Origin of the sequence: Pseudomonas sp. RIT-To-2, assembly GCF_029623465.1 — a bacterium.
GTDB lineage: Bacteria > Pseudomonadota > Gammaproteobacteria > Pseudomonadales > Pseudomonadaceae > Aquipseudomonas > Aquipseudomonas silvicola.
In genome coordinates, this window is sequence record NZ_JAPYKM010000001.1 from 240,555 (window position 1) to 265,200 (window position 24,646).

24 protein-coding genes are annotated in these 24,646 nt (G+C 62.3%); 9 read left to right on the forward strand and 15 right to left on the reverse strand.

Annotation, left to right across the window (positions count from 1 at the left end; translation table 11 throughout):
• Positions 1 to 181: 181 nt before the first annotated feature.
• Complete coding sequence (locus QBK88_RS01195) at positions 182 to 1,285, forward strand: choline metabolism transcriptional regulator GbdR (RefSeq protein ID WP_268147585.1); 1,104 nt, start codon at positions 182 to 184, stop codon at positions 1,283 to 1,285.
• Here QBK88_RS01195 and QBK88_RS01200 read toward each other — a convergent pair.
• The 9 genes from QBK88_RS01200 to choX form a co-directional block, all read right to left on the reverse strand.
• Positions 1,275 to 2,117 (reverse strand): amidohydrolase family protein, encoded by an 843-nt coding sequence (locus QBK88_RS01200; protein ID WP_277960577.1) that lies wholly within the window; start codon positions 2,115 to 2,117, stop codon positions 1,275 to 1,277. The two genes, QBK88_RS01195 and QBK88_RS01200, sit on opposite strands and share 11 nt — an antisense overlap.
• 7 nt (positions 2,118 to 2,124) lie before the next feature.
• On the reverse strand, positions 2,125 to 3,489 hold the full coding sequence (locus tag QBK88_RS01205; protein ID WP_277960578.1) for an MFS transporter: 1,365 nt from the start codon (positions 3,487 to 3,489) through the stop codon (positions 2,125 to 2,127).
• Between the two features lie 166 nt (positions 3,490 to 3,655).
• Complete coding sequence (locus tag QBK88_RS01210) at positions 3,656 to 3,916, reverse strand: hypothetical protein (protein ID WP_277960579.1); 261 nt, start codon at positions 3,914 to 3,916, stop codon at positions 3,656 to 3,658.
• A gap of 253 nt (positions 3,917 to 4,169) precedes the next feature.
• Positions 4,170 to 4,745, reverse strand: a complete 576-nt coding sequence (locus tag QBK88_RS01215; RefSeq protein ID WP_277960580.1) for a hypothetical protein — start codon at positions 4,743 to 4,745, stop codon at positions 4,170 to 4,172.
• Positions 4,746 to 4,778: 33 nt separating this feature from the next.
• Positions 4,779 to 5,726, reverse strand: a complete 948-nt coding sequence (locus QBK88_RS01220) for a hypothetical protein (protein WP_277960581.1) — start codon at positions 5,724 to 5,726, stop codon at positions 4,779 to 4,781.
• Positions 5,727 to 5,738: 12 nt separating this feature from the next.
• The gene (locus tag QBK88_RS01225) at positions 5,739 to 6,197 is read right to left on the reverse strand and encodes a thioesterase family protein (protein ID WP_445764875.1); all 459 of its coding nucleotides are present in this window, start codon (positions 6,195 to 6,197) and stop codon (positions 5,739 to 5,741) included.
• Complete coding sequence (locus QBK88_RS01230) at positions 6,194 to 7,159, reverse strand: L-carnitine dehydrogenase (RefSeq protein WP_277960582.1); 966 nt, start codon at positions 7,157 to 7,159, stop codon at positions 6,194 to 6,196. The genes QBK88_RS01225 and QBK88_RS01230 overlap by 4 nt, the downstream gene beginning before the upstream one ends.
• 9 nt (positions 7,160 to 7,168) lie before the next feature.
• Entirely contained in the window at positions 7,169 to 8,056 is an 888-nt protein-coding gene (locus tag QBK88_RS01235; protein ID WP_277960583.1) for a 3-keto-5-aminohexanoate cleavage protein, read from the reverse strand.
• Between the two features lie 69 nt (positions 8,057 to 8,125).
• Positions 8,126 to 9,070, reverse strand: a complete 945-nt coding sequence (gene choX / locus QBK88_RS01240) for a choline ABC transporter substrate-binding protein (protein ID WP_277960584.1) — start codon at positions 9,068 to 9,070, stop codon at positions 8,126 to 8,128.
• 167 nt (positions 9,071 to 9,237) lie between these two features.
• On the opposite strand from choX, the gene QBK88_RS01245 reads away from it, so the two are divergent.
• On the forward strand, positions 9,238 to 10,182 hold the full coding sequence (locus QBK88_RS01245; RefSeq protein ID WP_277960585.1) for a GlxA family transcriptional regulator: 945 nt from the start codon (positions 9,238 to 9,240) through the stop codon (positions 10,180 to 10,182).
• Positions 10,183 to 10,230: 48 nt separating this feature from the next.
• On the opposite strand, the gene QBK88_RS01250 is transcribed toward QBK88_RS01245, so the two are convergent.
• Together QBK88_RS01250 and QBK88_RS01255 are read right to left on the reverse strand one after the other, a co-directional pair.
• On the reverse strand, positions 10,231 to 10,653 hold the full coding sequence (locus tag QBK88_RS01250) for a DUF3010 family protein (protein ID WP_277960586.1): 423 nt from the start codon (positions 10,651 to 10,653) through the stop codon (positions 10,231 to 10,233).
• A gap of 23 nt (positions 10,654 to 10,676) precedes the next feature.
• Entirely contained in the window at positions 10,677 to 11,102 is a 426-nt protein-coding gene (locus tag QBK88_RS01255; RefSeq protein WP_277960587.1) for a lysozyme inhibitor LprI family protein, read from the reverse strand.
• Positions 11,103 to 11,448: 346 nt separating this feature from the next.
• Here QBK88_RS01255 and QBK88_RS01260 point away from each other — a divergent pair, with 346 nt between their 5' ends.
• The 6 genes from QBK88_RS01260 (at position 11,449) to etfB (ending at position 19,179) form a co-directional block, all read left to right on the forward strand.
• A complete protein-coding gene (locus QBK88_RS01260) occupies positions 11,449 to 12,426 on the forward strand; it encodes a dipeptidase (protein WP_158152883.1) in 978 nt (325 codons plus the stop codon).
• A 51-nt stretch (positions 12,427 to 12,477) separates the two neighbouring features.
• On the forward strand, positions 12,478 to 13,008 hold the full coding sequence (locus QBK88_RS01265; protein ID WP_277960588.1) for a DUF5943 domain-containing protein: 531 nt from the start codon (positions 12,478 to 12,480) through the stop codon (positions 13,006 to 13,008).
• A 15-nt stretch (positions 13,009 to 13,023) separates the two neighbouring features.
• Complete coding sequence (gene dgcA / locus QBK88_RS01270) at positions 13,024 to 15,084, forward strand: dimethylglycine demethylation protein DgcA (RefSeq protein WP_277960589.1); 2,061 nt, start codon at positions 13,024 to 13,026, stop codon at positions 15,082 to 15,084.
• Between the two features lie 150 nt (positions 15,085 to 15,234).
• Positions 15,235 to 17,181: a dimethylglycine demethylation protein DgcB gene (gene dgcB / locus QBK88_RS01275; RefSeq protein ID WP_277960590.1), complete on the forward strand. Its 1,947-nt coding sequence runs from the start codon at positions 15,235 to 15,237 to the stop codon at positions 17,179 to 17,181.
• Entirely contained in the window at positions 17,181 to 18,401 is a 1,221-nt protein-coding gene (gene etfA, locus QBK88_RS01280; RefSeq protein ID WP_277960591.1) for an electron transfer flavoprotein subunit alpha, read from the forward strand. The genes dgcB and etfA overlap by 1 nt, the downstream gene beginning before the upstream one ends.
• Positions 18,402 to 18,408: 7 nt before the next feature.
• Positions 18,409 to 19,179: an electron transfer flavoprotein subunit beta gene (gene etfB / locus QBK88_RS01285; RefSeq protein ID WP_277960592.1), complete on the forward strand. Its 771-nt coding sequence runs from the start codon at positions 18,409 to 18,411 to the stop codon at positions 19,177 to 19,179.
• A gap of 5 nt (positions 19,180 to 19,184) precedes the next feature.
• On the opposite strand, the gene QBK88_RS01290 is transcribed toward etfB, so the two are convergent.
• The 4 genes from QBK88_RS01290 to gbcA form a co-directional block, all read right to left on the reverse strand.
• A complete protein-coding gene (locus QBK88_RS01290; RefSeq protein ID WP_277960593.1) occupies positions 19,185 to 20,849 on the reverse strand; it encodes an ATP-binding cassette domain-containing protein in 1,665 nt (554 codons plus the stop codon).
• A gap of 37 nt (positions 20,850 to 20,886) precedes the next feature.
• The gene (locus QBK88_RS01295) at positions 20,887 to 21,150 is read right to left on the reverse strand and encodes a hypothetical protein (RefSeq protein WP_277960594.1); all 264 of its coding nucleotides are present in this window, start codon (positions 21,148 to 21,150) and stop codon (positions 20,887 to 20,889) included.
• A 93-nt stretch (positions 21,151 to 21,243) separates the two neighbouring features.
• Positions 21,244 to 21,729: a hypothetical protein gene (locus tag QBK88_RS01300; RefSeq protein ID WP_277960595.1), complete on the reverse strand. Its 486-nt coding sequence runs from the start codon at positions 21,727 to 21,729 to the stop codon at positions 21,244 to 21,246.
• 182 nt (positions 21,730 to 21,911) lie between these two features.
• Positions 21,912 to 23,207 carry a glycine-betaine demethylase subunit GbcA gene (gene gbcA, locus QBK88_RS01305; RefSeq protein WP_277960596.1) on the reverse strand — a complete coding sequence of 432 codons (1,296 nt, stop codon included), beginning with the start codon at positions 23,205 to 23,207 and terminating at the stop codon, positions 21,912 to 21,914.
• 285 nt (positions 23,208 to 23,492) lie between these two features.
• On the opposite strand from gbcA, the gene gbcB reads away from it, so the two are divergent.
• Entirely contained in the window at positions 23,493 to 24,593 is a 1,101-nt protein-coding gene (gbcB, locus tag QBK88_RS01310; protein WP_268147625.1) for a glycine-betaine demethylase subunit GbcB, read from the forward strand.
• Positions 24,594 to 24,646 lie beyond the last annotated feature (53 nt).

A 24,646-nucleotide genomic window follows, 5' to 3' on the forward strand; every position in this document is an offset into this window, starting at 1 on the left:
GTGGCATTTTGCCGTGTGCGGCAAGTGGCCGCAGAGCGACGTCGTTTTCAGGTTTAATTGAATGGGCATTCAATTTCAGGCATGGCATTTGCGTTGTCATTGCAAAGCCCTTCTGCGAGCAGGGCGATAAGAAGAGCCTCCGCCTGAGGCCATCACCCGCTTTGAGTGAGGAGATACCGCGATGACGTCGTTCAACTCCGGGGCCCAACCCCAGACCCGTACGCCTCAATCCATCGGCTTTCTGCTGCTGGATAATTTCACGCTGATTTCCCTGGCCTCCGCGGTCGAACCGCTGCGCATGGCCAACCAGCTGTCCGGCCGCGAGCTGTATCGCTGGACCACCCTGAGCGTGGACGGCGGGCAGGTGTGGGCCAGCGACGGCCTGCAGATTACCCCGGACGCGGCCATGCACAAGGCGCCGGCCATGGACACGGTGATTGTCTGCGGCGGTATCGGCATTCAGCGCACGGTCACCCGCGAACACGTGACCTGGCTGCAGAGCCAGGCGCGCCAGTCCAAGCGCCTGGGCGCGGTATGCACGGGCAGTTGGGCACTGGCCTGCGCCGGTTTGCTCGACGGTTTCGACTGCAGTGTGCACTGGGAATGCCTGGCCTCCATGCAGGAAGCTTTCCCCCGAGTGGCCATGAGCACGCGCCTGTTCACACTGGACCGTAACCGTTTCACCAGTTCGGGCGGGACCGCGCCGCTGGACATGATGCTGCACCTGATCAGCCGCGACCATGGTCGCGAACTGTCGGCGGCCATCTCGGAGATGTTCGTCTACGAACGCATTCGCAACGAGCAGGATCACCAGCGCGTGCCGCTCAAGCACATGCTGGGCACCAACCAGCCGAAGCTGCAGGAAATCGTCGCGCTGATGGAAGCCAACCTGGAAGAGCCCATCGACCTGGATGAACTGGCGGTCTATGTGGCGGTGTCACGCCGGCAGTTGGAGCGGCTGTTCCAGAAGTACCTGCACTGCTCACCGTCGCGTTACTACCTCAAGCTGCGCTTGATCCGCGCCCGGCAACTGCTCAAGCAGACGCCCATGTCGATCATCGAGGTGGCATCGGTCTGCGGGTTCGTGTCTACGCCGCATTTCTCCAAGTGCTACCGCGAATACTTCGGCATTCCGCCACGTGACGAGCGTGTGGGGTCCAACACCACCCAGCAGGTGGCGATGATGCCGATCCCGCAGGCCATGGTGCTGGCGCCGCTGTCGGGGCCCATGTCGGCGTTGAGCCAGGCGCGCAACGAGTCGACGTTCGCCAGCGTCAGGATCTGAGGCTATTGGCGAAGCCGAACAGATGCCTGGGCGTGCTCCACAGTATCTGTTCGCGCACGGTTTCATCGGGGAACAGCTGCTCTACCAGCAGCAACAGGCTGCCGATGTCCATGCGCTCGTTGGCGCGCAGGAACGGCCAGTCCGAACCCCACATGCAGCGCTCGGCCCCGAATGCTTCCAGCAGCGCCCGTTGGTAGCAATGGCCGTCGGCCCAGGGATAGGCCTGGCGGGAAAACTTCGACAGCCCCGACAACTTCACGAAGGTGCGTTCCTGGCCGGCCAGCGACAACAGCGCCCGGAACGCCGGCTGGCCAACGCCAGCGCGCACGTCCGGGCGGCCGCTGTGGTCGATAAGCAGTGGCGTGCGGTTGCGCTTGAGCAGTGGCATCAACGCGGGCAACTGATCGTCCATCACTTGCACCTGGGCGAACAGGTCCAGTTCGGCCAGGCGCCCCATCAGGCCATCCACGTCCAGGAACGGTGCAGTGCCGAGCATGGCCACGTTGAAAGCGATGCCGACCACGCCCTGTGCCTTCAGCGCCGCCAGCTCATCGCTGGTGATATCCAGCGGCACCACCGCGATGCCCTTGGACCGTCCCGGGCGTTCGGCCAGCGCCGCCAGCAGGCAGCGGTTGTCGGTGTTGTAGCCTGACGTAGGGCCCACGATCACCGAGTGGCGAATGTTGTAGGCCTGCATCACAGCGCTGTACTGCGCTGCGGTACCCAGTTCATGGCCCTCGGGGCGGTACTGGGTATCGGCTACGTACGGGAACCGGGCAGGGTCGAAGATGTGGTGGTGGCAATCAATCTTGGGTTGGGTCAATACACTCATGAATCACTCATCGGGCAGGTGCTTCAAGCAGGCGCGCAGCGCGCTTGATCGGTGGGGCCACTACGGCATTGCGATGATTGACGATCGCCAGCGCGGCGAACAGCGCAGGGATCGACAACACGATGAAGATACTGGTTGTGCCAGGGAACGCCCCCAACAGCAGGCCGCCCATCGACGAGCTGATGATAGCGCCGCTGCGGCCAATGCCATGCATCCAGCTGACGCCGGTGGCGCGCATTTCGGTAGGGTAGAAACTCGGTGAGAAGGCTTGCAGGCCGGTTTGCGCACCGTTCACGCACAGGCCGCTGACAAATACCAGCATGCCCAATACCGCCGGGCCGAAGCCGAAGATGCCTTCGGCCAGAAGGCAGCACATGCCCAGCAGGTAGAACAGGCCGATGACCTTCTTGCGGGCCTGGAAGTGGTCCATCAGGCTGCCCACCAGCAGGCCGCCCAGGGTGCCGCCCAACTGGAACAGGCCGGCAGTGATCGCTGCTTTTTCCAGGCTCAGCCCGCTGGTACGCATGATGGTTGGAAGCCAGCCGTTGAGCAGGTAGATCACGAACAGGCCCATGAAATAGGTGAGCCAGAGCATCAAAGTACCTTGGGCATAGCCTTTGGAAAACAGCTTGAGCACCTGGGCTTTCTTGTCGATGGCCGGGGTCTTGAGTACAAAGCGTGTACCCTGGGCGAAGGTGCCGCCCATGCGCCGCAGCACCGCACTGATACTGCCTTGGGCATGGTTGCGTACCACCATGTACAGGGCTGACTCGGGCAACAGCCAGACCAGTAACGGCAGCGCCAGCAGCGGGCCAAGGCCGCCCACCAGCAAAACAGCCTTCCACCCGCCCTGTGGTAACAGCCCTGCGGCGATGAAACCGCCAGCGCCGGAGCCGATGTTGAAACCGCAGTACATCAGGGTGATCAGCAAGCCGCGACGGCGCTCGGGCATGTACTCCGAAACCAGGGTCACGCAGTTGGGCATCACCGCGCCCAGGCCCAGGCCGGTCAGGAAGCGCAGCAGCGCCATTTCATAAGGGTTGCGAGCAAATACACAAAGCACGCTGAACACACCGAAGCTGGCAATGGACACCAGCAGGACGCGCTTGCGCCCCAGTCGGTCAGAGTAGGGGCCGGCCACCAGCGCGCCCAGGGCCACGCCGAACATCGCCGCCCCGAGTATCAGGCCCATCTGTGCCGGGGCCAGCCCCCAGTCCTGGGACAGGGCAGGGGCAATGAAGCCCATCACCGCGGCATCGTAGCCGTCGAACAGGATGATCAGTGAGCACAGTGCAAGCACCAGCCACTGGTACGGGGAGATGGCACGGGCGTCGATCCACGCCTTCACGTCAACGGCTGCACGTTGGTTCATCGGCATACACTCTCTTTATTTTCATGGCGCCAAGGCGCTGTAAAGAGACGGTACGACCAGATTTACCCCACGTCTGCCGCGAAACGGTTATGCAGGTATGTGTTCTGTTTATGCCGTGCTGAACGAAAAGCGTCTGGCCCGCTGCTTTCGGGCCAGTGCCGGGATGTCATGCGCGGGCCTGCTGATACTGCGCCAAAGCCGGGAGCAGCTGCTTGTCGATGGCCTGGCGCACGGCAGGCAGGATGGTCGCGCTGCCGGTCAGCAGTTGCTCGACCATCTTGCGCAACGCCTTGGCGCGCGGTTCATCCAGGCCGCGCACCGCGCACTCGCAGGCTTGATCTGCGCTGGCCCCGGCCGGCATGTCGAAACCCAGGGCCCGAAGATGGCCGAGCAGGTCGTCCTGGTCAATCAGATCCACGTGCATCATGAGGCGAGTCCTTGTACAGGGGGCTTTGGGCTGATTCTGTAAGCGCCCGCAACGCGCGGCAAGGGGTGAGCGGCGAGATGGCCGCGGTGGGCATGAGCGTGTCGTTTTCGGCTAAATGAAGGGGGGCCGGCCCGGGGCACACTGGCATCGGCTTCCAGCGTGCGGGTCTGGTCACCTTGGTCACGCTGTTCGCCGCACTGTGCCCCGATCCGGATACGGCTGGATCGGGGCTTTTTTATCAGTGCCTGTGCGGTCAATCTTCGGCGACGGCCTGAAGGCAATGCAGATTGCGGGTCACGTAAGCGCCCACCGACGTTTGCAGTTGTGTGCTCAGGTCCCAGAAATCCGGGAAAATGCGGTATTGGCTGCAGGTCAGTTGCAACAAGGCCGGGTCCTGATACACGGCCGTGATGACACTGGCCTTGGCAGCAGAGGCCACGGTTGCCAAAACCAACGAACCCGTGGGAGCCGCGCCCAGCAGTGCAGGTGGCGCGGTCTGTGTCATCAACTGTTCAATGAGCAAGCGGATGGCCGACGCCTGATCAGCGGGCAAGTACCGCTTGGCAAAGCTCGCCACCGCCGGCCCCACGCCCAATGGGGCCTCATCGGTGATGGACTGTTCCCGTGTCTTGGCCCACTCCAGGTTTTGCAGCACTTTGGAGTGTGCGTGCCCCCAACGAGTGCCAGGCGCTTGTTCTTGCTGTTGGTCGGCTCGTAGTTGTGCGAAAACCAGACCCTGTATCAGCGTGTCACGCTGCTCTCCTACCGTTGCATTCACGTTGCAGGCGGTACGCGAACAAATGAATGCTTCCAGTTGCGACGTGTTCATGGGAACCCCCGTCCTGTGATTCAGAAGTCGAGATTATTTTTTCTTGTCGTCGTCCAGTTTCATCCTGGCGAATTCTTTGGCAGCGTTCTGTTTCAACCACCGGCTTACTTCTTGGCGCGCTTCGTCATCGTAGTCTTCGCGGATGAACAGGGTACGCTGTGCGCTGCCATAGATTTCGATCTTGGATTTGTTCCACGACACGAACAAAACTTTGCCTTTATTGATTGAAGTCTTGAAGTAAGTACATGACAGCAGCACGATGCAACTGCCGTTCACCTTCTGCGCCGCTGGCATCATCTGGAAGTTGGCACCTGTCTTGTGAGAGCTGCGCTGTTCAAATACACCCAGGGCCTTCTCGTCATCCTTGATGGCCGCGAGCGCATCCTTCATGGTGGCAATCAGGATCTGGCCAGCCTTGCCTGCGCCCAGTGCAGCGCCGCCCAGCAGCTTGAGGGCCACGGCATCAGCTTTGATGGATGTGTCGCTGGTGCCCAGTTCCTCAAAGCCGAAGCTTTGTACTCCGAGGCCCAGGGTCTTCATCATCTTCGCGTATTCGCGGTACCAGTTGCGGGTATCGGCTTCCAGGTCAGCCCTGCGGTCGGCATAGGCCGCCGCGTAGCGTCCCATGTTGTTGATGTCGCGTTCGTTCGCCAGCGACATTTCACCTTCGAACGTGTTGATACTGTTGCCTGCCACGACTCCACGCCGTTCGCTTTCGTCCGGGGCGTCTTCATCGCTCATCAGGTCAAGGGCATTGAAATCCGAGACCGGCAGGTCAGGAAGTGCCATGGCCTGGAAGTCGGCCAAACGTCGGGTGATGGAGTCTTCATTGGTAATAAGCATGGTGTAATCCTCGTGAGTGTCGTCATTGCGAAAGTGTTCTTTCGCGGGACTTACAATAAGCTGGGCACGAGGGGCGAACGAGATGGAAGTACAATCATTATTGCCGGGGAATGAGGGGTAGAGAACATAGAAGCGCAAGGGGCACTATTATCAGTGCCCCTGGTGAAGACTTATGGCGCGCCCGCTGTGCGCTGGCAAGGGCAAGTGTCGAGTACCTTCCAGCCAGTGTTCCAGGCACTGCACCGTGGACTCGCTGAAGGCGGTGGCGTGGGGGCCTTGCAAGTCAACATGCAGCAGCATCTGCTCATTTGCGGCCAGCAAGTTGTCCTGCCCAGCAGCTTTCAGACAGTGATAGAGCTGCAAGCGCTTGCTGTCATGGGCTATCACGCGGGTATGCACTTGCACTGGCGTGCCTGCCTTCACCTCCTGCAGATAATTCAGATGGCACTCCAGGGTGAACAGCGACCGCTGATCACGCAGCGGGTCGATGCCTGCGAGCGACATGAACGCATCGGTGGCATAGCTGAAAATCAGCAGATAGAAGGCATCGCGCAGATGCCCGTTGTAATCCACCCACTCCTCCAGCACCGGGGTCTGGTAGGTAATCATTCGCTGAATGCCATGCCATGTTTCGCCTTGGTAGTGCGCACCGCCTCCAGCACCGCCAGCAGGCAGTCGTCGCGGTAGCGTTCGAGTGCCGCGATGCTGTGGTGGCCCAGTTGCTCGCTGGTGCCCCGGACCACGTCATCAATCAGGTGGGCGGTCAGTTCCGGGGCCGGCAGGTAGGTCCAGGGTAACTTCAGCGCAGGGCCGAACTGGTTCATGAAATGGCGCATGCCGGCGTCACCGCCGGCCAGCGTGTAGGTCAGGAACGTGCCCATGAACGACCAGCGCAGGCCGGCGCCAAAGCGAATGGCATCGTCGATTTCGCCGGTGGTGGCCACACCGTCGTTGACCAGGTGCAGGGCTTCACGCCAGAGCGCTTCCAGCAACCGATCAGCGATGAAACCGGGGACTTCCTTGCGCACGTGCAGAGGGCGCATGCCCAGTGATTCGTAGACCTTGATCGCTGCCAGCACCGCTTCGGGCGCTGTCTGTCGCCCCCCTACCACTTCCACCAGCGGCAGCAGGTACACAGGGTTGAAGGGGTGGCCGACCACGCAGCGCTCCGGGTGCGTAGCGCCTTCGTAGAACTCGCTGGGCAGCAGGCCCGAGGTGCTGGAACCGATCAGCGCGTCTGGCTTGGCGGCGGCGCTGATGCTGGCGTGCAGCTCAACCTTGAGGTCCAACCGTTCGGGAGCACTTTCCTGGATGAAGTCGGCGTTGCGCACGCAGGCTTCGATGGTGGCGACAAATTGCAGCCGTTCCTGCGACGCGCCGGGCACCAGGCCTTGTTGCACCAGGGCTGGCCAGGCGTTTGCCACGCGTTTGCGCAGGGCGGTTTCGGCCCCCGGCGCAGGGTCCCAGGCGACCACGTCCAGGCCTTGGGCCAGGGCGCGCGCTACCCAGCCGCTGCCGATTACGCCGCAACCCAGGGTAGCGAAGGTCTTGATCTCGGTGATGAAGGTCATGGCGGTTCCTCAGGTGCGGCGGGTCAGGTTCATTTTGGCGCGGCCTTCGGCTGGCGTAAGCACGCGGGCGCCCAGGCGCGTGAGAATCTCGCTGGCGCGCTCCACCAGTTGGCCATTGGTGGCCAGCACGCCTTTCTCCAGCCACAGGTTGTCCTCCAGGCCCACCCGTACGTTGCCGCCGAGCAGCACTGCCTGGGCGGCCATGGGCATTTGCATGCGGCCGATGCCGAAACCGGCCCACACGGCGCCTGCAGGCAGGTTGTCGACCATGGCTTTCATGGTGGTGGTGTCGGCAGGTGCACCCCACGGGATGCCCAGGCACAGTTGGAACAGCGGGTCGTGCAACAGGCCTTCTTTGATCATCTGCTTGGCAAACCACAGGTGGCCGGTATCGAATATTTCAAGCTCTGCCTTCACGCCCAGCTCAGTGATACGTTTGGCGCCCGCGCGCAGTTGCGCCGGGGTCGACACGTAGATGCTGTCGCCGTCGCCGAAATTCAGTGTGCCGCAGTCCAGTGTGCAGATTTCCGGTAGTAGTTCCTCCACGTGCGCCAGGCGCGTCAGTGGGCCCACCAGGTCGGTGCCAGGGCCGAATTCCATGGGGCTTTCGCCGGGGCCTATCTCCAGGTCGCCGCCCATGCCGGCGGTGAGGTTGACGATGATGTCGATGTCTGACTCGCGGATGCGCTCCATCACTTCGCGGTACAGCGCCACGTCGCGGCTGAACGTGCCGGTGCGCGGGTCGCGCACGTGGCAGTGCACCACGGTGGCGCCCGCCTTGGCCGCCTCGACGGCAGCCTCGGCGATCTGTTTTGGGGTAATGGGTACCAGGTGGCTTTTGCCCGTAGTGTCGCCGGCGCCGGTGAGGGCGCAGGTGATGATCACGTCGTGGTTCATGCTTTCTCCTTTATCGCGGGCGCACTGGCCTGTAGCCGCTGCCGCGGGCTGCGGCTACAGGCAGGAGCATCAGGGATTGGTGGTGAGTTGCAGGTTCTGGTCGGCTGGCTTGCCGTCAAACGTAGTCACGCCGCTGAGCCAGCGCTTCTGGTCTTCGGGGTGGGCCTTGAGCCAGGCCTTGGCCGACTCCAGTGCGTCCTTGTGGTCGAGCAGTGGCTGCATCATGCGGCTCTCGTCTGCGGCGCTGAAGGTCAGGTTGGTCAGCAGCTTGTCGACATTGGGGCAGCGGCTGGCGTAGTCCGGCGCGGTGACCGTCCACACGGTGGCCATGCCTTCGTTGGGGCCCAGGGCGTCCTGGCTGCCGCTGAGGTAGGTCATCTTCAGGTTGACGTTCATGGGGTGCGGCGCCCAGCCGAAGAACACGATGGCTTCATTGCGCTGGGTGGCTCGGGTGACGGCTGAGAGCATGCCGGCTTCACTGGACTCCACCAGCTGGAAATCGCCCAGGCCGAACTGGTTCTTGGCAATCATGTCCTTGATCTGCTTGTTGGCGCCGGAGCCGGGCTCGATGCCGTAGATCTTGCCCCCCAGTTCCTTCTTGAACCTGGCGATGTCGCTGAATGTTTTCAGGCCTTTGTCCGCGAGGTAGGTGGGCACGGCAAGGGTGGCCCGGGCATCCTTGAGGCTTGGCTCGGCCAGCACTTTCACCTGGTTCTGTTCAACGAAAGGGGTAATGGTCTGGGTCATCAGCGGGTTCCAGTAGCCCAGGAACAAGTCCAGCCGCTGGTCGCGAATGCCGGCGAAGATGATCTGCTGGGAGGCGCTGGTCTGTTTGGTCTCGTAGCCCAGGCCGTCGAGCAGTACCTGGGTCATGGCGCTGGTGGCCATCACGTCGGTCCAGTTGACCACGCCCAGGCGCACGCTTTTGCAGCTTTGCGGTTCGGCGGCGTGGGCGGCCGAGAGTATCGCGGTACCGGTGAGCATCAGCAGACAGCAGCTGATCAGTCTTTTCATGATGGCTCCTCTCGCGGCAGGTTCTAGTTGTTATGGGGGAGGGCGTCTGCGCACCCTGGACACCAAAGTAGCTTGCCTTGCGTCCACGAATTCGCACTGCGGCGACCCGCACTTGCACAGTGGCGACCTGCGGCGTATTAACAAGGCTTCCCTGTACGAGAGCAGCCATGCCCCAGGATTTCCATTTCCTATTGCTGCCCGGTTTTTCCGCCATCGGCTTCATCTCGGCGGTAGAGCCGCTGCGGGTGGCCAATCGCTTTCGTGGCGAGCTGTATCGCTGGCATGTGCTGAGCCTGGACGGTGGCCCGGTGTTGGCGAGCAATGGCATGTCGGTGAATGCCGATTCGGCGTTGCACGCCTTGGGCCCTGGCGCTACCTTGCTGGTAGTCGCCGGTTTCGAACCCCTCAAGGCCGTTACGCCAGCCCTGCAGCAATGGCTGCGGCGCCTGGACCACGCTGGCGTGACCTTGGGTGGCATCGACACCGGCGCCTTCATCCTGGCCCAGGCCGGCCTGCTCGACGGCCACCGGGTTACCTTGCACTGGGAAGCGCTGGACGCTTTCAAGGAAACCTATCCGCGGTTGCAGGCCACCCAGGAGCTGTTCGAGATCGATCGGCGGCGCATCACCTCGGCCGGCGGTACCGCCTCCATCGACCTGATGCTGGACCTGATCGCCCAGGCCCACGGCAGCGGCCTGGCCATCGATGTGTCCGAGCAGTTCGTGGTGGGGCGTATCCGCCCGCGCAAGGACCACCAGCGCATGCAGATCGCCTCGCGCTACGGCGTCAGCAACCAGAAGCTGGTACACGTGATTGGCGAAATGGAACAGCACACCGAGCCGCCGCTCAGCACCTCGGCGCTGGCCGAGGCCATCGGCGTTACCCGCCGCCAACTGGAGCGCCTGTTCAGGCTGCACCTGAACACCACGCCCAGCGCCTTCTACCTGCGCTTGCGCTTGGAGAAGGCCCGGCAACTGCTGCGCCAGACCGGCATGAGTGTGCTGGACGTCAGCATAGCCTGCGGGTTTGACTCAGCGTCGTACTTCACGCGCAGCTACCGGGCCCGGTTCGCGCGGTGCCCGCGGGAGGAGCGTGCGGTGCGTCTTGCATAAGGCCATGCGCTTCACGCCGGACGCCGCCTGGCGGCAGCTGCTACGAGGTTATTTGCCGGCTTTGAGCAGCAACGCGCAGGCAGCCTTATAGGCGTCATGCTGGTATTTGTTCAGCGTGGCGGGTAAGGCCAGGTCGTGTTTCTTGGCCTGGGCGTTGATGGTTTGCGGCGACACCAGTTGCACGTCGCAGCCGTCCAGCAGTTGCAGGATGCCTTCGATCTTGAAGGTGATGGGGCCGCCAGCGAATTCGCCTTTCTTGCTGCGCTTCTTGATGGCCAGGTGGGTGATGGCGTTGGCGCTGACGAATTCGGCCAACTGGCGGGCGAAGGCTTTCACCTGAGCGGCGTCCTCATCATCCTCCAGCGCCAGTTTCTTCAGGGGCAGGGCCAGGTGCTCCAGCGCGCCGCCCTGTTGGCTGGCCAGCGCGAAGATGGCTTCGCTGGCCTTGATGTCGATGCCGCAGATTTTCATGAGGTGCCTTGGGTAAAGGGGTTTTACTGCTCGGGTACGTCGCCTTCATCGCCAGGGTTCGCCAGGGTCTGCAAGTACTCCGACCGTTCGTCGCTCTTCTGCGCGATGCAGTCATCCTGGGCCGTGGTGAATTCCGGGGTGCCCGGCTTGGCTTCGAAGGTCTCGATGGCGCAGTCGGCGTCGCGGGTCTTTTCCCACTGGGCCTCGGCGACGGTGATCAGGTCTTTCATCTTGGCCTGCTTGGCCGGTTCGCCGGTGAAGTTGGTCTTGGCCCGGTCCAGCAAGTCCTTGAAGGCGTCCTTGAGCTCGCTTTCGGCGGTTTTCTTGTTGTACGCCGAGCAGGCCAGGCTGGCCTTGCTGTCGTCAACGTTGTCGCAGGGGGTAGGGCCGTCTTCGGCCGCGTGGGCACCCAGGGAAGCCAAAGCCAGTACCAGTAACCAAGATTTCATGTGCGAGATCCCCGCCAAGATGTGCAGAACAATGACGGGGATTTTGGCTTACGGCGTGGCTAATGAATAGGGGGCTAAGCGTGAAAGACTGCCGTCGAGCAAGGCACTGATCACTGCGCGGGAGTTTTTACCGGGTGGATAAGTGCAAGTGCCACGCCGTGGGCCGTGTCGCTGGGGCTTTCGGTGAGTTCTGAGGCGAAGCAGTCGACGCAATTCCCGCCGTTGACGCTTTCAGCGATTCCCCTGTCGTTTTTGCATCCGGCTCCCTCGCCGCGCAGGCATATGCTGGCCCCAAAGCGCCGGCACACGATTCGGCGCGCGTCTTGAACCAAGAGGGGACAGCCTGATGAGCCCAGCCGAATTGCACGCCGACAGCATCGTTATCGACGGGCTGATCATTGCCAAGTGGAACCGCGAGCTGTTCGAGGACATGCGCAAGGGCGGCCTGACCATGGCCAACTGCACCGTGTCGGTGTGGGAAGGGTTCCAGGCCACGGTGGACAGCATCTGCAAAAGCCAGAAACTGATGCGTGAAAACAGTGACCTGGTCATGCCCGTGCGCAGCACCGCTGACATCCGCAAGGCCAAGGAGCTGGGCAAGACCGGCATTCTGTTCGGTTTTCAGAATGCCCACGCCTACGAAGACCAGATCGGCTACGTGGAGGTGTTCAAGCAACTGGGCGTGGGCATCGTGCAGATGTGCTACAACACCCAGAACCTGGTGGGTACCGGCTGCTATGAGCGCGATGGCGGCCTGTCGGGTTTCGGCCGCGAAATCGTCGCCGAGATGAACCGCGTGGGTGTCATGTGCGACCTGTCCCATGTCGGCTCCAAGACATCCGAGGAAGTGATTCTCGAATCAAAGAAACCGGTGTGCTACTCCCACTGCCTGCCCTCGGGCCTGAAGGAGCACCCGCGCAACAAGTCCGATGAAGAGCTGAAGTTCATCGCTGACCACGGCGGCTTCGTTGGCGTGACCATGTTCGCGCCGTTCCTGGCCAAGGGCATCGACTCCACCATCGATGACTACGCCGAAGCCATCGAATACACCATGAACATCGTCGGCGAAGACGCCATTGGCATCGGCACCGACTTTACCCAGGGTCATGGCCAGGAGTTCTTCGAATACCTGACCCACGACAAGGGCTACGCCCGCCGCCTGACCAACTTCGGCAAGATCATCAACCCGCTGGGCATCCGCACCGTGGGCGAATTCCCGAACCTGACCGAAACCCTGCTCAAGCGCGGCCATAGCGAGCGCGTGGTGCGCAAGATCATGGGCGAAAACTGGGTCAACGTTCTGAAGGATGTGTGGGGCGAGTAACGCCTTAACCCGCCTCATCACCTCATTTCAATTTTCTGGAGTTAAGTTTCCATGGCCAAGATCGCCCCGCAATTGCCTATCGAAGTCGACAGCGAAACCGGTGTCTGGACCTCCGATGCCCTGCCGATGCTGTACGTGCCGCGGCATTTCTTCGTCAACAACCACATGGGTATCGAGGAAGTGCTGGGTGCCGACGCCTATGCCGAAATTCTCTACAAGGCCGGCTACAAGTCCGCCTGGCACTGGTGCGAGAAAGAAGCCGAATGCCATGGCCTGGAAGGCGTGGCGGTGTTCGAGCACTACATGAAGCGCCTGTCCCAGCGCGGCTGGGGCCTGTTCAAGATCCAGGACATTGACCTGGACAAGGGCACCGCCAGCGTGAAGCTGGAGCATTCGTGCTTCGTGTACGTGTACGGCAAGGTCGGGCGCAAGGTCGACTACATGTTCACCGGCTGGTTCGCTGGCGCCATGGACCAGATCCTGGCCGCCCGAGGCAGCAAGACCCGCACCGTGGCCGAACAGGTCTACAGCGGGTCGGAAGAAGGCCACGAAGATGGCCTGTTCACCGTCAAGCCGTTGTAAGTCGAGGAAACCGTCATGGCTTTCGAAGCGATGTTCCAGCCGATCCAGATCGGCAAGTTGACGATCCGCAACCGCGTGCTCAGCACCGCGCACGCCGAGGTCTACGCCACCGATGGCGGCATGACCACCGATCGCTATGTCAAATACTACGAAGAGAAAGCCAAGGGCGGTATTGGCCTGGCGATCTGCGGCGGTTCTTCCAGCGTGGCCATCGACAGCCCCCAGGGCTGGTGGAAATCGGTGAACCTGGCCACCGACAAGATCATCCCGCACTTCCAGAACCTGGCCGACGCCATGCACAAGCATGGCGCCAAGATCATGATCCAGATTACCCACATGGGCCGCCGCTCGCGCTGGGACGGCGAGCACTGGCCCACCCTGATGTCGCCCTCGGGTATCCGCGAGCCGGTGCACCGGGCTACCTGCAAGACCATCGAGCCCGAAGAGATCTGGCGGGTGATCGGCAACTACGCCAGCGCTGCGGCGCGAGCCAAGGCCGGCGGCCTGGACGGCGTGGAATTGTCCGCCGTGCACCAGCACATGATCGACCAGTTCTGGAGCCCGCGGGTCAACAAGCGCACCGACGAATGGGGTGGCAGCTTCGAGAACCGCATGCGTTTCGGCCTGGAAGTGATCAAGGCCGTACGCAAGGAAGTGGGCCCGGACTTCTGCGTGGGCCTGCGTATCTGCGGTGACGAATTCCACCCCGATGGCCTCAGCCACGAAGACATGAAGCAGATCGCCAAGTACTACGACGACACCGGCCTGATCGACTTCATCGGCGTGGTGGGCTCGGGGTGCGACACCCACAACACCCTGGCCAACGTCATCCCCAACATGAGTTATCCACCGGAGCCGTTCCTGCACCTGGCGGCCGGTATCAAGGAAGTGGTCAAGGCCCCTGTGCTGCATGCGCAGAACATCAAGGACCCGAACCAGGCCACGCGCATTCTGGAAGGCGGCTACGTGGACATGGTGGGTATGACCCGTGCGCACATCGCCGACCCGCACCTGATCGCCAAGATCAAGATGGGCCAGGTGGACCAGATCAAGCAATGCGTGGGCGCCAACTACTGCATCGACCGCCAGTATCAGGGCCTGGACGTGCTGTGCATTCAGAACGCTGCCACCTCGCGTGAATACATGGGTGTGCCGCATATCATCGAGAAGTCCACCGGGCCCAAACGCAAGGTGGTCATCGTCGGTGCGGGCCCAGCGGGCATGGAAGCGGCGCGGGTCTCGGCCGAGCGCGGCCACGACGTGACGCTGTTCGAGAAAAAGGACTTCATTGGCGGGCAGATCACCACGGCCTCGAAAGCACCGCAGCGTGACCAGATCGCGGGTATCACCCGCTGGTTCCAGCTGGAACTGGCGCGCCTGAAGGTCGACCTGCGCCTGGGCACCGCTGCCGATGCGGCGACCATCATGGACCTGCGCCCCGACGTAGTGGTGCTGGCCGTGGGCGGCCATCCGTTCCTGGAGCAGAACGAGCACTGGGGGGCCGAAGAAGGCCTGGTGGTCAGTAGCTGGGACGTGCTGGACGGCAAGGTGGCGCCCGGCAAAAACGTGCTGGTGTACGACACCATCTGCGAATTCACTGGCATGTCGGTGGCCGACTTCCTGGCCGACAAAGGCGCCCAGGTGGAAATCGTCACCGACGACATCAAGCCAGGCGTGGCCATTGGCGGTACGTCATTCCCCACCTACTACCGCAGCATGTACCCCAAGGAAGTGATCATGACCGGCGACCTGATGCTGGAAAAGGTCTACCGCGAAGGCGACAAACTGGTGGCGGTGCTGGAGAACGAATACACCGGCGCCAAGGAAGAGCGCGTGGTGGACCAGGTGGTGGTGGAGAACGGCGTGCGGCCGGACGAAAAGCTGTACTACGAGCTCAAGCAGGATTCGCGCAACAAAGGCCAGATGGACATCGAAGCCTTGTTCGCCATCCAGCCGCAGCCGTCGTTGAGCCAGGCTGGCGATGGTTACCTGCTGTTTCGCATCGGCGACTGCGTGGCCCAGCGCAACACCCATGCCGCGATCTATGACGCTTTGCGCCTGTGCAAGGACTTCTGAGGCTCCGCGACCCTTGCAGGAGCGGGCCGTGCCCGCGAAGAGGCCGGCCCTGAAACCGCGTCGTCTGCTTCGCGGACACGGTCCGCTCCTGCAGGAGCAGCGATTGGCATTTATTCATCAGGGGCCGACATGCCTCTGGGAGCCAGCACCATGTTAAATACTATCCTCCCCATCCTGCTGTTTGCCGCCCTGGCCCTCGGCGTACTCGGCGCCCTGCGCCGCGTGCGCCTGTGGCGCAACGGCCGCGCCTCGCCGGTGGACCTGCTTGGCGGCCTGCTGGCCATGCCGCGCCGCTACATGGTCGACTTGCACCACGTGGTGGCCCGCGACAGATACATCGCCAACACCCACGTGGCCACCGCCGGTGGCGCGGTGCTGTCCATCGTCCTGGCGATCCTGGTACACGGCTTCGGGCTGCATAACCGTATCCTCGGCTATGCGCTGCTGTTTGCCACCGTGGTGATGTTCGTCGGCGCCGTGTTTGTCTTCAAACGCCGCCTCAACCCGCCTTCGCGGTTGTCGAAAGGTCCCTGGATGCGCCTGCCGAAAAGCCTGCTGGCGTTCTCGGGCAGCTTCTTCCTGCTGACCCTGCCCGTGGCCGGCATCCTGCCCGCCGATTTTGGTGGCTGGGTACTGGCGGCGATCTTGGCCGTGGGCGTGCTGTGGGGCGTGTCCGAGCTGTTCCTGGGCATGACCTGGGGCGGCCCCATGAAACACGCGTTCGCCGGTGCCCTGCACCTGGCCTGGCATCGGCGCGCCGAGCGCTTCGGTGGCGGCCGGTCCACCGGGCTCAAGCCGTTGGACTTGGCTGACCCTACCGCGCCATTGGGCGTGGAAAAGCCAAAAGACTTCACCTGGAACCAGCTGCTGGGCTTCGATGCCTGTGTGCAGTGCGGCAAATGCGAAGCAGCGTGCCCGGCCTTCGCCGCCGGCCAGCCGCTGAACCCCAAAAAGCTGATCCAGGACATGGTGGTGGGCCTGGCCGGCGGTACCGATGCCTCGTTCGCTGGTAGCCCGTACCCCGGCAAGGCGGTGGGCGAACACGGGGGCAATCCGCACCAGCCCATCGTCAATGGCCTGGTAGACGCCGAAACCCTGTGGTCGTGCACCACCTGCCGTGCCTGCGTGGAGGAGTGCCCGATGATGATCGAGCACGTGGACGCCATCGTCGACATGCGCCGCCACCTGACCCTGGAAAAGGGTGCCACCCCCAATAAGGGCGCCGAGGTACTGGATAACCTGATCGCCACCGACAACCCCGGTGGCTTCAACCCGGGCGGGCGGATGAACTGGGCCGCCGACCTGAACCTCAATCTGATGAGCGAGAAAAAGACCGCCGACGTACTGTTCTGGGTCGGTGACGGTGCCTTCGACATGCGTAACCAGCGCACCCTTCGCGCCTTCGTCAAAGTGCTCAAGGCCGCCAAGGTGGACTTCGCCGTGCTGGGCCTGGAAGAGCGCGACAGCGGCGATGTGGCCCGGCGCCTGGGTGATGAAGCCACTTTCCAGACGCTGGCCAGGCGCAACATCCAGACCCTGGGCAAATACAGTTTCAGCCGCATCGTCACCTGCGACCCGCACAGCTTCCACGTACTCAAAAACGAATACGGCGCCTTCAATGGCAACTACCGGGTGCAGCACCACAGCACCTTCATGGCCGAACTGGTGACGGCTGGCAAGCTCAACCTGGGCCAGCACAAGGGTGGCAGTGTTACCTACCACGACCCTTGCTACCTGGGCCGCTACAACGGCGAATACCAGGCCCCCCGCGACGTGCTCAAGGCCTTGGGCATCGAGGTGCGCGAGATGCAGCGCTCCGGCTTCCGTTCCCGTTGCTGCGGTGGCGGTGGCGGTGCGCCGATCACTGACATCCCCGGCAAGCAGCGTATTCCCGACATGCGCATGGACGACATCCGCGAGACCCAGGCCGAACTGGTGGCCGTCGGTTGTCCACAATGCACCGCCATGCTCGAAGGCGTGGTTGAACCTCGCCCCCTGATCAAGGACATCGCCGAGCTGGTGGCCGATGCGCTGGTGGAGGAAGTCGTGGTGGTAAAGCCAGCACCGGTTAAACGTATTCCAGCGGAGGTGCATTGATGAGCGATATTATCCGCCGCGACCCGCGGGCCGAGTGGATCGCCCGTAACCGCCTGCACCCGCTGCACGCGGCCATGCAGCCCGCCCAGGCGTCCTGGATGGGCCCCCAGGGGGTGATCCGCAAGAATCCCCATGCCGTGGGCTTCATCGGGCCCAATGGTGTCAAGCGTATCGACCGCAGTGGTGCCCAGCAGGGCGGCGCAGGCAAGCGCAGCGCTGCTGCTGAAGTGTTGCTACCGTTGCACCAGGTGGTGGCCCCAGCGTTCTACATCGCCGTGGTACCCGACATGGTCGGCGGCCGCCTCAGCAGCCACGACCGGGACCTGCTTGGCCTGGCCCGTCAACTGGCTGGCAACGACGGCGCGGTGTTGGCCATTGTCTTTGGCGAACATAAGGAAAGCGGGTTTTCCACAGCCGGCGTCGACCGTCTGTTGGTGATCGCCGGCAGCGAATACGAAGGCTATGCCCCCGAGCAGCGGGTGCAGGGCCTGCGGGCTGTGGATAACCAGTTTGCCCCTCGCCACTGGCTGCTACCCGACAGCCGCAGCGGCGGCGGCGAACTTGGCCGCCGCCTGGGCGCCAGCCTCGGCGAGCGCCCGGCGACACGCATCTGGCAAGTCAAGGACGGTGCCTGTGTTGGCCGTGCTGGCGCCGGCCAGCAAGACATCAGCCGCGCTATGCCGCGCTTGATCCTGGCCGCCGCCGAGTGCGCCGAACCGGTGGATGAAACCCGTCACGAAGCCCTGCCGGTGGCATTGTCCAGCGCCGTGGCCCGCTCCCTGCCGCGCATCGAGGACTTGGGCGCGGTAGCCGTGGACCCGGCCGCCATCCCGATGGCCGAGGCCGAATTCATCTTTTCCGGCGGCAACGGCGTCAAGGACTGGGCCCTGTTCCACCGCACCGCCGCCGCCCTGGGCGCCACCGAAGGCGCATCCCGGGTGGCCGTGGACGATGGCTTCATGACCCGCGACCGCCAGGTGGGTGCCAGCGGCACTTGGGTGACCGCGCGGGTGTACGTGGCCGTGGGCATCTCCGGGGCCATCCAGCACTTGCAGGGTATCGGCGCCTGCGACAAGGTCATCGCCATCAACCTGGACCCTGGTTGCGACATGATCAAGCGCGCCGACCTGTCGGTGATCGGCGACAGCGCCGAACTGCTCGAGGCCCTGATCGACGCGGTCGCGGCCTACCGAAACGAAGCCAAGCGCGATGCCGCCTGAGGTGCACATGAACATGAAAGTCGTCAGCCTGGTGTCCATCGGCGCCCACCCCACCTCCGGCCGCAGCCGCCGCGCCGAACAGGATTCGCGCGCCGTCGAGCTGGGCTTGCAACTGGCTGGGGATAACTTGCAGGTCGTGCACGCCGGCGACGTTCGCGAACCCGCCCTGCGCGCCTACCTGGGCATGGGCCTGGAACAGATGGACGTCATCGAGCAAACCCCGGGCAGTGACGTGGTGCCGGCCTTGGCCGATTTCCTCAGAGACGTCGGCGCCCAGCTGGTGCTCACCGGTAGCCAGGCCGAAACCGGTGAAGGCTCGGGCATGCTGCCCTTCCTGTTGGCCGAACGCCTGGGCTGGCCACTGGTGACCGGGCTTGCCGAAGTGGAGTCGGTCAGCAATGGTGTCGCCCAGGTCCTGCAAGCCCTGCCACGCGGCCAGCGTCGCCGTCTCAAAGTACGCTTGCCGCTCCTGGCCACCGTCGACAACGCCGCCCCCAAAGCCCGGCAAAGCGCCTACGGCCCAGCCCAGCGGGGCCAGTTCCAGGTGGACAAGGTAGAGATAGTGCTCGACGACTTATACACAGGGGCCGAGCTGACCCCCGCCAAGCCACGGCCCAAGCGGTTGAAAGTGATCAAGGCCAAGAGCGGCGCCGACCGCATGAAGGCGGCCACGGCGAAGGCCAGCGGTGGCGGCGGGCAGGTGCTCAAGGGTGTGAGTGCGCAGGAGGGGGCGCAGGCGATTCTGAAGGTGTTGGTGGAGGAGGGGGTAGTGCGCTAAGCACCTCACCCGCCAATTTCTTCGATCATCGTGCCGACGTCCCGCCGGCCTTTCAGCTCCTGCCAAGGGCCGTCTGCCACCACACGACCGGCGCGCATCACCAGGACTCGGTCAAAACGGTGCAGCGCGTCGACATCGTGGGTGATGCACACCAGTCCCTTTCCTTGAAATACAGCAAACAACACGTTCCAAACCCGGGTGGTCGTTTCGGCGTCCAGGGAAGCAGTGGGCTCATCAAACAGGTTGAAGCGGCCAGGGCGGTTTATCAGTCGCAACAGGGTGAGACGTTTCGCCTCCCCCCCGGAGATATTCTTTCCCCCCTCGCTGATCGTGCGGTTATCCACAAGGGTTCGCAGCCCCAGTGCGTCAACGTACGGCTCCATGACCGGGGCCGGAGGTTGCCCGAACAGCACCGCTTGGCGAAATTCCCCTTCAACGAAACCGGGGTGCTGGGGGCAGTACCTGACCATCTTCAGGTAACAAGTGAGGTGTTCCATGGGGCTATCGTTGATTATCAAGCGATGCCGGGCCGTTGCCACCAGTCCCGCCAGGGTTTCCAGCAGCGTTGTCTTGCCAGCGCCGCTCGCCCCCACGATGGCTACTGATTGGCTGGTGTTGAAGCGCAGTGGCACTAACGCTTCACCGGGCTGAGGAAGGAGTCCGATCTGCTCTGCTTGCAGGTCATCGGGCCTAGGGTGATCAAGCGGTAGCCCGTCGAGGTCCAGCAGCTCAACCAATCGACGCTTGTCGGCGATGTACTGGTCGAGCGTCCGATAGGCATCGGCCAGGCCACTGATGTTGACCAATAGCCCGCCAGCGATCGAAAAGATGGCCACCAGTTCGCCGACCGACAGTGTTGGGACGGGCTGAAACCTATCGTGTATTCCCCATGCCAGTAACGCGGCTGTCGACAGGCCCACGAATAAAATTCGTGCAGACCCTAGTACCGCGGCTGAACTCGCAACCTGTGTAGCCGCCTGTGCATAACTACCGTAGCTATTGAAAAGCGGTTGCAACGCATGGAGGGTGGCGTGTTCCAACTTGATGGCTTTGCCGGCGCTCAAACCGTCGAACAGTTGAGTCGAGACAAGATCTTCCTGGTCATTGACCGCCTCCAGGTGTGGCCTGCGCCAAATGATCAGTCGATGACATGCCGTTAGATACGCAATTGATGTCGCCAGCAGCATCACGAATAACAGGTTTCCACCCACGTAGATGAAGGCGGCTGCTACCAGTAGCAGTTCGATGGTGAGGGGCAGAGCGTTCAGGATGAAAAATGAGAGCAGCTTTTCATGGGCCGTGATACCCCGTTCCACTCCCTTGATCAGGGCGCCGAGCCGGAGCGAGGAAAACTGCTCGAACTCCTTGTTCATAATGGCTGTTGTCCACTCGATGGATTTGTCCTTGAGGGTCAACTGAACCAGTTTTGTCAGCTGGTAGGTCTGAAGGGGGTTGATAACAGACTGCAAAATGGTCACAGCGCAAAAAGCAGCCAGTAGCAAGCCGATCGTGTAGGCATTCAGCGCTTGATGCGCAGAGAGGCTGTCTATGATTCTTCCGAGAAAGAACGCTGGAGCGAGGGCACACAGTTTCAGAGTAGCGACCATGACCGTAGCCCCCGTGAAAAGTAGCCGGTGGGCCAGAATGGCTTCCTTGATGAACGACAGCACGGCCGCCTCCAGGTTATCGAGTGGTTTCTGCGCAAGCTCAGGAGTTGCGCCGCCCCACCCCTTCCCACCGTACATTCACCCACACCATCAACAAGCTGCGCGTCGGCTGGACCTGCTTGCGTGCCTGGCTGCGCGGCTGGTGGCGGCGTAGCCAGTAGAACACTGCCACCACGCCCGCCATGCACAGCGGCAGCCCCACCTGCAGCACGTCGTGCCAATTGGTATGAGGCTCGGCGCTGGCAAGGCTGATGCCCAGCAGCAGGGCGATGGCGAAAGCGGAGAGCAGGCTGTCTGGATGCATGGGAGGTCCCTTTTCTTATTGATGCATACAGGGTGGTCACTCATCCAAATGGGGGCAATCCCTACAGATGTAGGGGGTCCTGCGACGAGTTGCTCACATTCCGTGTGGGTGTGCGTGTGGATAAGTTGTTGGTGCATGGCTGCAGGCCACGGTGGCTATGGCTTGGAGGTTGTTGGTCAAAAAATGATCATTGCAGGAAGCTGATTTTCCTCGGGTTTTGCTGTGGACAAGGGGCATGCGGTGGCCAATGTTGCCCACAATCCTTGTTGGTGCCTCTGTGGATAATCTGTTCGCGTAACGCTGGAAGCCTTGTGATTCAAGGCGTTGCCGGTTTTGATCATTTTTTGATCGATACGGGTGAATTTCCTCGTCTTCCTGCGGGAAACGCCTGTAATCCGCTGCTTTCAGCGGTTTTCCACAGGGTAGGGTTGGCACCGCCAAACTTGCGCACAAAGTCTGTTGGCGCTTCTGTGGATAAGGTGTTCGCCTAAGCCTGTGAGCCTTTAAAGACGTGGCCTGTAGAGATTTGTTCGTTTTTTGATCAAATACAGCCAACAGGTATGTTTCTGAATAAGTCACGGTTTTTCTTGGGTTTCTTTCACAGGCGGGCAGCGGTTGCCCACAATTACTGTGGGCCTGGCTGTGGATAAGATGTTGGCGGAAGGCCAAGGCCCTCGTGGGGAGAGGGCTGCACCGGGTTTGATCACTTATTGACCAAGCGGTTGAGTGATGCCCTCCGCTGACCGGACCTGGCCGTGGGGTTACTCGTGAACGGCCACGCCCTTGAGGTAAGGCGCCGGTGCCGCGCCCAGGTTGCTGAGCATGCGTTCGCTGTACCAGTCGATGAAGTTCACCACGCCGAACTCGTAGGTCTTGGAGTACGGGCCGGGCTGGTAGGCGGTGGAGTTGATGCCTTTCTGGTTTTCCTCGGCCAGACGGCGGTCCTGGTCGTTGGTGGCGTCCCACACCTGGCGCATGCGCTCCACGTCGTAGTCCACGCCTTCCACGGCGTCCTTGTGCACCAGCCATTTGGTGGTGACCACGGTTTCCTGGGCGCTGATGGGCCATACGGTAAAGACGATGATGTGGTCGCCCATGCAGTGGTTCCACGAGTGGGGCAGGTGCAGGATGCGCATGGAGCCGAGGTCGGGATTCTGGATGCGGCCCATCAGTTTCTTGCAGCCGACCTTGCCGTCCAGGGTCATGGACAAGGTGCCCTTGAGCAGGGGCATGCGTACGATGCGGTTGCGCAGGCCAAAGCTGGCATGGGCGTAAGGGATCTTCTCGGCTTCCCAGGCGGCGGCCGAGGCGGCCACATGGTCCTTGAAGGCCTGGTCGGCACGTGGGTCGGTGACGTCGTCCCATTCCAGCAGGGTTTTCAGCAACTCGGGGTGCGAGCCGCCGCAGTGGTAGCACTCGCGGTTGTTTTCCAGCACCAGCTTCCAGTTGGCCTTCTCCACCAGGGTGGTCTGCACCGCCACCTTGGTGTTCTCCATGTCGTAGGGCTCCATGTAGTGGTCCAGGGTGCGCAGGAACTCGTCGATGGCCGGTGGGTTGTTGCTCAGGCTGATGAAGATGTAGCCGCCGGCGGTTTTCACGTTCACCGGTTTGAGACCGTACTGCTTCATGTCGAAATCGGCGCCCATCTCGGTGCCGGCGAAGAGCAGGCGGCCGTCCAGTTCGTAGGTCCACTGGTGGTAATGGCAGACCAGCTTGGCGACCTTGCCCTTCTCGCTGGTGCACAGGCGCGAACCGCGGTGGCGGCAGACGTTGTGGAACGCGTGCACCACGCCTTCGGCGCCGCGCACCACGATGATCGGGTTCTTGCCGATCTGCAGGGTAATGAAGTTGCCCTTGGTGGGGATCTCGCTGGTCATGCCGGCGATCAGCCATTCCTTGTGAAAGATCTCCTGCATGTCGATATCGAACAGGCGCTCGTCGTTATAGAACGGCTGGGGCAGCGAGAACGTCCGCTCCCGGGTCTGGAGCATTTCGGCAGTGGCCTTGCGTGCGGGTTCCAGCGGGTCGCCCAGGCTCAGGGTAGCGGTAACGTCCATCGTGTGTGTCCTCATGGCCGTCTGTGCGGCCGCGAAAAGTGGCTGATACGGTTTGCAACGCAAGGCACGGAAGAAAGCAGGTTCATTTGCGGTGGAGTGTGCGTCCGCACGGGCCGCGAACCTTATCCATGGGCGACATGGCCCAATCCATTCCCGACGCGCCAGGCCCTGTACCATGGGGCTGGTCGCCATAAGCATGTGAATGTCGCAGATAGGAAAGTGACGCCCACACGGCCCAAGCAGAATCCTTCCCCATGAGGCCGACAGTCGGCCGTGGAGAAGAGCATGTCCAACAGCTTCCTGAGCCCGGTAAATACCCAGACATGGGCCAATGGCCGCCATGTGGTCCGTTGCGTCAAGGTCATCCAGGAAACCTGGGACGTGCGCACCTTCTGCTTCATGGCCGACCAGCCGATCCTGTTCTTCTTCAAGCCCGGCCAGTTCGTGACCCTTGAGCTGGAGATCGACGGCCAGCCCGTGATGCGCTCCTACACCATTTCCAGCTCGCCATCGGTGCCGTACAGTTTCTCCATCACCATCAAGCGTGTACCGGGCGGGCGTGTGTCCAATTGGCTGCACGACACCCTGCATGAGGGCCAGGAGCTGGCGGTGCACGGCCCCGTGGGGTTGTTCAACGCCATCGACTACCCGGCGCAGAAGGTGCTGTACCTCAGCGGCGGGGTGGGCATTACCCCGGTGATGTCGATGGCACGCTGGTTCTACGACACCAACGCCAACGTCGACATGGTGTTCGTGCACAGCGCCCGTTCACCCAAGGACATCATCTACCACCGCGAGCTGGAACACATGGCGTCGCGCATCGACAACTTCAGCTTACACATCATTTGCGAGAAGCATGGGCTGGGTGAGCCGTGGGCAGGCTACCGTGGCTACTTGAACCACAAGCTGCTGGAACTGATCGCCGCGGACTTCATGGAACGTGAAATCTTCTGCTGCGGCCCCACGCCCTACATGAATGCGGTGAAGCGCCTGCTGGAGGCGGCGGGCTACGACATGTCCCGTTACCACGAGGAGTCCTTCGGCGCCACGCCGCCGGAGGCTCGCGCCGATGCGGTGGAGAATGCCGAACAGGCTGCCGAGGCACCCGAACCGGATGCGTCAGACCTGCACCAGGTGGAATTCACCGCCGCCGGCAAGAGCATTCGGGTGGCGCCGGGGGAAACCGTGCATGCGGCAGCGGCCAAGCTCGGCCTGATGATTCCCAAGGCGTGCGGCATGGGTATCTGCGGCACCTGCAAGGTGATGAAGCTGGGCGGGGAGGTGGAAATGGAGCACAACGGCGGGATTACCGACGAGGACGTAGCCGATGGCTACATCCTCTCGTGCTGCAGTGTGCCGAAAGGGGATGTGCGGATCGAGTATTGATCTTGTGATGCTTCCCCAAGCGTCGTCCGGTCCCAGCAGATCACGGAGGAACC

Coding starts and splice junctions, on each gene's coding strand:
- QBK88_RS01195 (WP_268147585.1), top strand. CDS start 182: ATGACGTCGTTCAACTCCGGGGCCCAACCCCAGACCCGTACGCCTCAA.
- QBK88_RS01200 (WP_277960577.1), bottom strand. CDS start 2,117: ATGAGTGTATTGACCCAACCCAAGATTGATTGCCACCACCACATCTTC.
- QBK88_RS01205 (WP_277960578.1), bottom strand. CDS start 3,489: ATGAACCAACGTGCAGCCGTTGACGTGAAGGCGTGGATCGACGCCCGT.
- QBK88_RS01210 (WP_277960579.1), bottom strand. CDS start 3,916: ATGATGCACGTGGATCTGATTGACCAGGACGACCTGCTCGGCCATCTT.
- QBK88_RS01215 (WP_277960580.1), bottom strand. CDS start 4,745: ATGAACACGTCGCAACTGGAAGCATTCATTTGTTCGCGTACCGCCTGC.
- QBK88_RS01225 (WP_445764875.1), bottom strand. CDS start 6,197: ATGATTACCTACCAGACCCCGGTGCTGGAGGAGTGGGTGGATTACAAC.
- QBK88_RS01230 (WP_277960582.1), bottom strand. CDS start 7,159: ATGACCTTCATCACCGAGATCAAGACCTTCGCTACCCTGGGTTGCGGC.
- QBK88_RS01235 (WP_277960583.1), bottom strand. CDS start 8,056: ATGAACCACGACGTGATCATCACCTGCGCCCTCACCGGCGCCGGCGAC.
- choX (WP_277960584.1), bottom strand. CDS start 9,070: ATGAAAAGACTGATCAGCTGCTGTCTGCTGATGCTCACCGGTACCGCG.
- QBK88_RS01245 (WP_277960585.1), top strand. CDS start 9,238: ATGCCCCAGGATTTCCATTTCCTATTGCTGCCCGGTTTTTCCGCCATC.
- QBK88_RS01250 (WP_277960586.1), bottom strand. CDS start 10,653: ATGAAAATCTGCGGCATCGACATCAAGGCCAGCGAAGCCATCTTCGCG.
- QBK88_RS01255 (WP_277960587.1), bottom strand. CDS start 11,102: ATGAAATCTTGGTTACTGGTACTGGCTTTGGCTTCCCTGGGTGCCCAC.
- QBK88_RS01260 (WP_158152883.1), top strand. CDS start 11,449: ATGAGCCCAGCCGAATTGCACGCCGACAGCATCGTTATCGACGGGCTG.
- QBK88_RS01265 (WP_277960588.1), top strand. CDS start 12,478: ATGGCCAAGATCGCCCCGCAATTGCCTATCGAAGTCGACAGCGAAACC.
- dgcA (WP_277960589.1), top strand. CDS start 13,024: ATGGCTTTCGAAGCGATGTTCCAGCCGATCCAGATCGGCAAGTTGACG.
- dgcB (WP_277960590.1), top strand. CDS start 15,235: ATGTTAAATACTATCCTCCCCATCCTGCTGTTTGCCGCCCTGGCCCTC.
- etfA (WP_277960591.1), top strand. CDS start 17,181: ATGAGCGATATTATCCGCCGCGACCCGCGGGCCGAGTGGATCGCCCGT.
- etfB (WP_277960592.1), top strand. CDS start 18,409: ATGAACATGAAAGTCGTCAGCCTGGTGTCCATCGGCGCCCACCCCACC.
- QBK88_RS01295 (WP_277960594.1), bottom strand. CDS start 21,150: ATGCATCCAGACAGCCTGCTCTCCGCTTTCGCCATCGCCCTGCTGCTG.
- gbcA (WP_277960596.1), bottom strand. CDS start 23,207: ATGGACGTTACCGCTACCCTGAGCCTGGGCGACCCGCTGGAACCCGCA.
- gbcB (WP_268147625.1), top strand. CDS start 23,493: ATGTCCAACAGCTTCCTGAGCCCGGTAAATACCCAGACATGGGCCAAT.